The sequence below is a fragment of the Streptomyces sp. NPDC002092 genome, assembly GCF_053593775.1.
Window position 1 is genome coordinate 1 of record NZ_JBSFDG010000048.1, and the last position, 7,253, is coordinate 7,253.

General features: G+C 70.8%; 4 protein-coding genes and 2 pseudogenes. 3 read left to right on the top strand and 3 right to left on the bottom strand.

What is annotated here, in order from left to right:
- Positions 1-114, top strand: a pseudogene (locus ACWCRD_RS44865) (L-rhamnose isomerase); the annotation flags it as partial.
- Between the two features lie 654 nt (positions 115-768).
- Here ACWCRD_RS44865 and ACWCRD_RS44870 read toward each other — a convergent pair.
- The gene (locus ACWCRD_RS44870) at positions 769-1,632 is read right to left on the bottom strand and encodes a LysR family transcriptional regulator (RefSeq protein ID WP_450971446.1); all 864 of its coding nucleotides are present in this window, start codon (positions 1,630-1,632) and stop codon (positions 769-771) included.
- A gap of 180 nt (positions 1,633-1,812) precedes the next feature.
- On the opposite strand from ACWCRD_RS44870, the gene ACWCRD_RS44875 reads away from it, so the two are divergent.
- Positions 1,813-2,688 (top strand): NAD(P)H-binding protein, encoded by an 876-nt coding sequence (locus ACWCRD_RS44875; protein WP_450971447.1) that lies wholly within the window; start codon positions 1,813-1,815, stop codon positions 2,686-2,688.
- A 14-nt stretch (positions 2,689-2,702) separates the two neighbouring features.
- On the opposite strand, the gene ACWCRD_RS44880 is transcribed toward ACWCRD_RS44875, so the two are convergent.
- Both ACWCRD_RS44880 and ACWCRD_RS44885 read right to left on the bottom strand, forming a co-directional pair.
- Positions 2,703-5,339 carry a family 78 glycoside hydrolase catalytic domain gene (locus ACWCRD_RS44880; protein ID WP_450971448.1) on the bottom strand — a complete coding sequence of 879 codons (2,637 nt, stop codon included), beginning with the start codon at positions 5,337-5,339 and terminating at the stop codon, positions 2,703-2,705.
- On the bottom strand, positions 5,339-6,637 hold the full coding sequence (locus ACWCRD_RS44885; RefSeq protein ID WP_450971449.1) for an MFS transporter: 1,299 nt from the start codon (positions 6,635-6,637) through the stop codon (positions 5,339-5,341). Before ACWCRD_RS44885 ends, ACWCRD_RS44880 begins: the two co-directional genes overlap by 1 nt.
- A gap of 261 nt (positions 6,638-6,898) precedes the next feature.
- Between ACWCRD_RS44885 and ACWCRD_RS44890 the strand changes: the two are divergent.
- Positions 6,899-7,253 (top strand): annotated as a pseudogene (locus ACWCRD_RS44890) (L-rhamnose isomerase); the annotation flags it as partial.

Below are 7,253 nucleotides of genomic sequence, written 5' to 3' on the forward strand. Positions count from 1 at the left end.
CGCCAGGAGATGGGACTCGATGCCGACCCGATCGGCGCCTACCGCCGCTCCGGATGGGCCCAGAAGATCGTCGAAGAACGCGTCGGCGGACAGCAGGCCGGATGGGGAGCCTGAAGGCTGCTACGCGTCTGCCGGGATTTGTTGTGTGCAGACTGCGGGCCGCTCGTGGCTGGTCGCGCAGTTCCCCGCGCCCCTGCGGGGCCGCTCACGGCCGCCGGATTGGGCCGCGAATCTGGGCAGCCGCGTGCCCTGACGGCGCGCGTGTCAGAGGTTTGCCACCAGTAATCGGTAGCCGACGTCGACTGTGTCGCGTCTGAGATGTGTCGCGTCTGAGCAAGTCTGCGTGCCGGGTGAGCCAGGGGCCTGTTGTCAGGTCATCGCTGACCTGGCTGGGTTCGACTGCGAGGACCGTCTGCGGTGGCTCGTACGAGCCGGTGCCGGTGCCGGTGCCGAAGTTGATCACGTCCGCGGCGTTTCCCAGCACGGAGTGAACGTGTGCGCCGATCCGAATGCAGCATCGAGGGTGCCGTAGAGGGCCATGCCGGTCAGTGTGCGAAGCGGCCCCGTGGACGGGGACCCGTGCCGTCAGGTTTGTCGCATCCCGAACGAGTCGTGGACGGGCCGCACCTCAACCGCCACGACGTGGAAGTCCAGGACGCGTGCGGCGATCTCCCGGTGCTCGTTCCGGGGTGGCGCAGTCGATCATGTACTACGCGGTCCTGTGGTCGGTGCTGTCCGTGAGCGGGCCGTGCATCAGGACCAGGTACTTCATGCAGCCGCCTCAAAAGGGGGGACCACGGACGCGGCCACCCGGACCAGTGCGGCAGTCGCCGTCGAGCAGGACTGCTGGGGCCAGGCGATCGACAGGGTGGCCGGTGGGGCGTCCGGGATCTCGCGGTAGGCGAGACCCGGGCGCGGGTACCGGGTGGTGACGGATTCGGGCAGCAGGGTGACGATCTCGCCCAGCTCGACGAGGGTGAGGAGTTGGGCCAGGTCGGCGATGCGGTGGCGCTCGACGATCATGTCCAGGTAGTCGGCCAGACCGTCGAGGCGGCCCGCTCCGACCCCCGGGATGGCCAGGTCGTCGAGCGTGAGGTGGTCGCGGGCGGCCAGAGGGTGGGTGGCCGGGAGGACGGCAAGGCGGCGTTCGACGGTGACCGTTTCGCTGTCCAGACCCGTGTGGTCGAAGGGTTCGTGGATCAGGGCGGCGTCCGCCTCGCCCTGGCGCAGCAGACGGGCCTGGTCGCCCCAGCCGGACAGCCGGATCGTGACCGGGAGGGCGGCCGGCTCGGTCGCGTACCGGTTGAGGATGGTTTCCAGCAGGCCACCGTCACCGTCTGCCTTGAGGGCGAGGACCAGTTTGGCGTCCTGGGCGCCGGCTCGCTGTGCCCGACGTCCCGCGGCCTGCAGGGCGTCGAGCGCGATCCGGGCCTCCCCGAGCAGGACCGTACCGGCGGGGGTCAGCTCGACGCAGTGGGTGGTGCGCTCGAAGAGCGTGACGCCCAGGTCGGCCTCGAGTTTGCGGATGGCACGGGAGAGGGGCGGGGCGGAGATGCCCAGCCGTTCGGCGGCGCGGGCGAAGTTGAGTTCTTCGGCCACGGCGAGGAAGTAGCGCAGTGATCGGGATTCCACGACCCGGCACCTCCGTTCGGTATTACCCAGAGGGTAACAAGCGGGATCCCGTCGATCCTTCCGTCTCGACGGGGTGCACCGCAGGATCGAAGCACGCGGTCCCCCGGTGCGTCGAGCTGGTCCAGCCGGCGACCGAAGGGTGCCAACTGCCTTTCCAGCGAGCCATCTTGGAGCTTCTCAATGTTTGTCATCACCACCCCCACCGGTCAGATCGGCCGCCAGGTCGTCGACGGTCTCCTCGCCCGCGAGGAGCCGGTCCGCGTGATCGTCCGGGACCCTTCCCGGCTGCCTGCGCTCGTGCGCGAGCGCGTCGAGGTCGTTCAGGGCTCGCATCGCGACCTCGGCGTCGTCATGGAGGCCTTCGCCGGCGCGGACGCGGTGTTCTGGTTGGTGCCGCCGGACCCGGGCGCTGAGGACGTCGAAGGCCACTACGTCGACTACACGCGGGCGGCCTGTGAGGCGATCGGCGACCGGGGCGTCAAGCGGGTCGTCGCCGTGTCGACCATGGGCCGCGGAGTCGAGAAGAACGCCGGGCAGCTGTCGGCTTCGCTGGCCAAGGACCGGCTGATCATGGACACGGGTGTGCACTTCCGGGCGCTGCAGCCGCCGGCCTTCATGGAGAACCTGCTGTGGCAGGTGGCCGCGATCAGGGACCAGGGCGCGTTCTGCTGGCCGCAGCCCGGCGACCGCGTCGTCGCCTCCGTCGCCACCCGGGACATCGCGGCCAAGGCCACGGAACTCCTGCTCGACCGGTCGTGGAGCGGTCAGGAGGGTGTGCCCGTGGTCAGCCCCGACGCCCTCTCCCCCGACGGCATGGCACAGGTCCTCTCCGAGGTGCTCGGGCGGCCCGTGCGGTATCAGCAGCTGCCCCTCGACGCCTACCGGGCGACGATGGTGGAGCACGGCGCGAGCCAGGCATGGGCGCAGGGGCTGGTCGACATGGCCGTGGCCCAGATCAGGGACGCCTACGACGAGGACCACCGCCTCGCATCGCCCAGCCCGACGACGTTCCGCCAGTGGTGCGAGGAGGTGCTCAGGCCGGCCGTCCTGGCCTGAGCACCTCGCCCGCCCTACTCCTCGGGCCCGGCGAACGGATTCCGGATCGCGGTCGGCGGCCAGGCGGGCGCGGTGTACGGCCGCCGGAAGGTACGGCGGCCCGATCCGACCTCGAACGGCTCACCGTCACCCGGGAGTTGGACCTCGGCCCGGGTGTTCGGCGGGACGAGCACCTCCACCACGAGCGTGCCGTCCTCGATCCGCCAGCCCGCCTCGGCCCGGCCGTACGGCGTGTCATGCGCGGCCTTGGCATACGTCAGGTCGCCGCCGGGGACGGGCGCGATGCGCAGCCCGCGCCAGCCCGGTTCGGCGGCTTCGAGGCCTGCGACCGTGCGGTGCAGCCAGTCCGCGACGGCGCCGAGGGCGTAGTGGTTGAAGGAGGTCATCTCGCCGGGGTTGATGCTCCCGTCGGGCAGCATCGAGTCCCACCGCTCCCACACGGTCGTCGCCCCCATGCTCACCGGGTACAGCCAGGACGGGCAGCCCTTCTCCAGGAGCATCCGGTACGCCAGCTGCGCTTCCCCGCCCGCGCACAGGGCGTCGCAGATCAGCGGCGTACCGGCGAATCCGGTGGCGATGCGGAAGCCCGCCTTGCGCACGATGTGGGCCAACCGTTCGGCGGCACCCCGCCGTTGACGCTCGGTCGGCAGCAGCGCGAAGCACAGGGCAAGCGCGTACGCGGTCTGCGCGTCGCTCGACATGCGCCCGCCCGGGGTGACGAACTCGTCGGCGAACGCCGCCCGCACCGACCGCGCGAGTTCCTCGTAGCGTACGGCGTCGTCCTTCTCCCCGAGCAGCCGTGCCGTCTCGGCGAGAACGTCGGCCGAGCGGGCGACGTATGCGTTGGCGACGAGATCGCCGTCCGTACGGGCGTCTCCCGGAGCGTCCGGCGGGGCGGCCGGGTCGAGCCAGTCGCCGAGCTGGAAGTCCTGCCGCCACAGGCCGCCGCCCTCCTCGGTGAGGCGGGCGGCGGTCTCCACCCAGGCGCGCATGCTCGGGTACTGGGTGCGCAGCACGGCCGGATCGCCGAAGCGCCGGTACAGCGTCCACGGCAGCAGTACGGCGACGTCCGCCCACACCGCGTGCGGGGTGCCGCCGAAGCCGGCGGGCAGGATGTCGGGCACCACCAGCGGGGGCGTGCCGTCGGCGCGGGCGAGTTGTTCGGCCGCGAGGTCGCGCAGCCAGCCGCCGAGCATGCCCGAGCAGTCGTAGAGGAAGGAGGCGGTGGGGGCGAAGACCTGGATGTCGCCGGTCCAGCCGAGGCGTTCGTCGCGCTGGGGGCAGTCGGTGGGGATGTCGAGGAAGTTGCCGCGCATGCCCCACACGACGTTCTCGTGCAGGCGGTTGACGAGCTCGTGCGAGGAGTCGAACCAGCCCGTGCGGGTCATGTCGGTGTGCAGGACGACGGCTTCGACCGCGGACGGGTCCAACTCGCCGGGCCAGCCCTCGATTTCGGCGTAGCGAAACCCGTGGAAGGTGAAGCGGGGTTCGTACGTCTCCTCGCCCGTGCCGGCGAGGGTGTACGTGTCGGTTGCGGCGGCGAGACGCAGAGGCCGGATGCCGAGTTCGCCGTGCTCCAGAACTTCCGCGTGCCGCAGGGTGATGGTGTGTCCGGCCGGCCCCGAGACGCGGATGCGAAGGCGTCCGACCAGGTTCTGCCCGAAGTCGAGGACGGTCTTCCCCGATGGCGTGGTGAGGACGTCGACCGGGGCCAGGGTCTGGGTACGGCGCACGGGCGGGCCGGTTGGAGACACCAACTCGGCTTCCGGGAGAGCGAGTTCGGCGACGGATGACCACTCGGAGGTGTCGTGGCCCGGGGCGGACCAGCCGGGGCGGACCGCCCGGTCGTCGTAGACCTCGCCGTCGTAGAGCTCTGAGCGCAGGATCGGGCCGGTTGTGGCGCGCCAGGCCTCGTCGGTGCCGAGGGTGGTGAGGGTGCCGTCGGGGTGGGTGATCTCCAGTTGGGCGAGGAGCGCGCGGCGGTCGCCGTAGAGGTTGCGCCGGCCGCCGTGGAAGCCGAGCCGGCCCGTGTACCAGCCCTCGCCGAGGAACGCGCCGATCGCGTTGTCGCCCTCGCGCAGCAGGCCGGTGACGTCGAAGGTCTGGTAGCGCAGCCGGTGGTGGTAGGAGGTCCAGCCGGGGGCGAGGACGTGGTCGCCGACGCGCTTGCCGTTGATCTCGGCCTCGTAGACGCCGTACGCCGTGATGTGGAGCCGAGCGGACACGACCGGCTTGGCGAGGGTGAAGGTGCGGTGCAGCAGTGCCACCGGGAGTGGGGCGTCGGCGGGTTCGCGGTCGGGGGTGATGGGCCGGGCGGTCCAGTCGGTACGGGCGAGCAGTCCCGTCTCCGCCCAGGTCGGCGGCGACCAGGCGGACGGTTCGGCGCCCTCGCCCCACACCTGTACGCGCACTCCGAAGCGGCTGCGGGAGGCGAGCGGCTCGCCGGGCCAGTCCACCAGCACCGAGTCGGCGCCCTCGATGCGCCCGGTGTCGGTCAGGACGGTGCCGTCGGTGCCGGTGATTTCGAGCCGGTACGCCCGCTGCGTCCAGTCGGGTGTGTCCGTCTCGGTGCGCCAGCTCAGGCGGGGCCTGCTCTCGCCGATGCCGAGCGGCTCGCGGTGGTGTTCCAGGACAGGTGCGGTGACGCGCATCAGATCGCCTCCTTCGCACGGACGGTGGATGTGGTCCCGGGCGCCGCAGCCCGCCCCTGGGGAGCGATGGTGCGGACGACCCACGCCCCGATCAGACCGGACACGGCCACACACGCCGTGGTGATCCACAGGACGGCCGAACCGCTGACCGCCATCAGGGTGGGGGTGGCGAGGCCGGCGAAACCGCACAGGGCGCGGCTGAGGCCGTAAGTCAGTCCTTGCGTGGTCGCGCGCAGTTCCTCGGGGAACGCCTCCTGGGACCAGACCTTGTAGTTGGCCTCCCCGGCGAACTGGTTGACGACGTTGTAGAGGAGCAGGAAGAAGACCATCGCCGCGATCACGGCGCCGCCGGTCGCCGCGGCCACGGCGAAGGCAAGGACCTGGAGCACCGCGCAGACGTGGAACAGCCGGTCGCGCCAGGGCGTGTCGGCCAGGCGTACGAAGGCGAGCGAGCAGACCAGGCCGATCGGGAGCCCGGCCAGGCTCATCCCCGTGGCGAGGGTCTGGGAGGCGCCGCTGACGGTGGTCAGGAAGTACGTGCCGTACTGGCCCATGGTGTTGGCGGCGAGGTTCCAGGCGAGGTAGAAGCCGCCTGTCGCGAGGAGCGGGACGAGGACCGGTTTCGAACCGAGGCGAAGCAGCGCCCGCGCGTCGATGCCCTCGCCACCGGCGCCGCGCCCGGCCTCCTCCAGCACGGGAGACAGCCGCATGCGGTTGCGCAGCACCCAGCTGACCAGGGCCACGACGGCGAGGTGGGCGAAGAGGAGCTGAGCGGAGAGGTAGCCGAGCGTGGAGGTGCCGAAGCCGATCACGATCGCGGCGGTGATGCCGACGACCCACATGGTCTGCGTCGCACCGATCAGCCGGCCGCGAACCGAGCGCGGGGAGTGCTCGGAGACCATGGCGAGCGAGGTCGGCAGGTCGGCGCCGGCCGCAAGACCGCTGATGATCATCCCGGCGAAGAGGAAGGCGCTGTTGGGGGCGAAGACCAGCAGGGCGGCGCCGATGGCGTAGACGAGGATGTCGATCCCGTACACACGCTTGCGGCCGAAGCGGTCGGCGAGGCGGCCGCCGACGAGCGAGCCGACGGCGATGGAGAAGGTCAGCGCCGCGCTCAGCGCGCCGAGGCCCCAGGAGGACAGGTGGAAGCGGCTCTGCCACAGGCCCAGTGACAGGCCGGAGGAGACGATGATGCCCGAGTCGAGGTAGGAGGCCATTCCGGAGAGGACGGCCAGGCGCCACTGGGAGCGGGTCACCCGGGGTTCGGCGGGCCTGCGTGAGATGGCGTCGTTGCTCATCAAGGCGGCCTTTCTGATGGGGAGTTCGGGGACGGAGGGCGGTGCGTGCCACCACGCGATGACACGTGTAACCAACCCTGAAGGCGGCCGTGAAACGTTTCACGGCATCGTGGGCCCGCGGCGGCGGCTCGTCAAGGGTTCCGGCAACGAAATCTCCGCACTCTCGTGAACACTCCAGGGTGACCTGACGGACGTCTTGACGACATCCCACCTGTAAGGCTACGTTCCCTGAAACGATTCAAACAGTGTTCAGAGGTGGTCATGCCAGACCAGTCCGCCGTGAAGGCAGCACTCGCGGCGCAGAAGATCGAGACGCCGTCGTGGGCGTACGGCAACTCCGGTACGCGCTTCAAGGTTTTCGCCCAGCAGGGCGTGCCGCGCGACCCGTGGGAGAAGCTGGCCGATGCCGCCCAGGTGCACGCGGTCACCGGCGTTGCGCCGACCGTCGCGCTGCACATTCCGTGGGACAAGGTCGAGGACTACGGCAAGCTCGCGGCGTTCGCCCGCAAGCAGGGGATCGCGCTGGGCGCGATCAACTCCAACACGTTCCAGGACGACGACTACAAGCTGGGCAGCATCTGCCATCCCGACGCGGCGGTGCGGCGCAAGGCGGTCG

What these genes read in the sequence shown, in the direction of transcription:
- ACWCRD_RS44875 (WP_450971447.1), top strand. Translation starts at nt 1,813, where the DNA reads ATGTTTGTCATCACCACCCCCACCGGTCAGATCGGCCGCCAGGTCGTC.
- ACWCRD_RS44880 (WP_450971448.1), bottom strand. Translation starts at nt 5,339, where the DNA reads ATGCGCGTCACCGCACCTGTCCTGGAACACCACCGCGAGCCGCTCGGC.
- ACWCRD_RS44885 (WP_450971449.1), bottom strand. Translation starts at nt 6,637, where the DNA reads ATGAGCAACGACGCCATCTCACGCAGGCCCGCCGAACCCCGGGTGACC.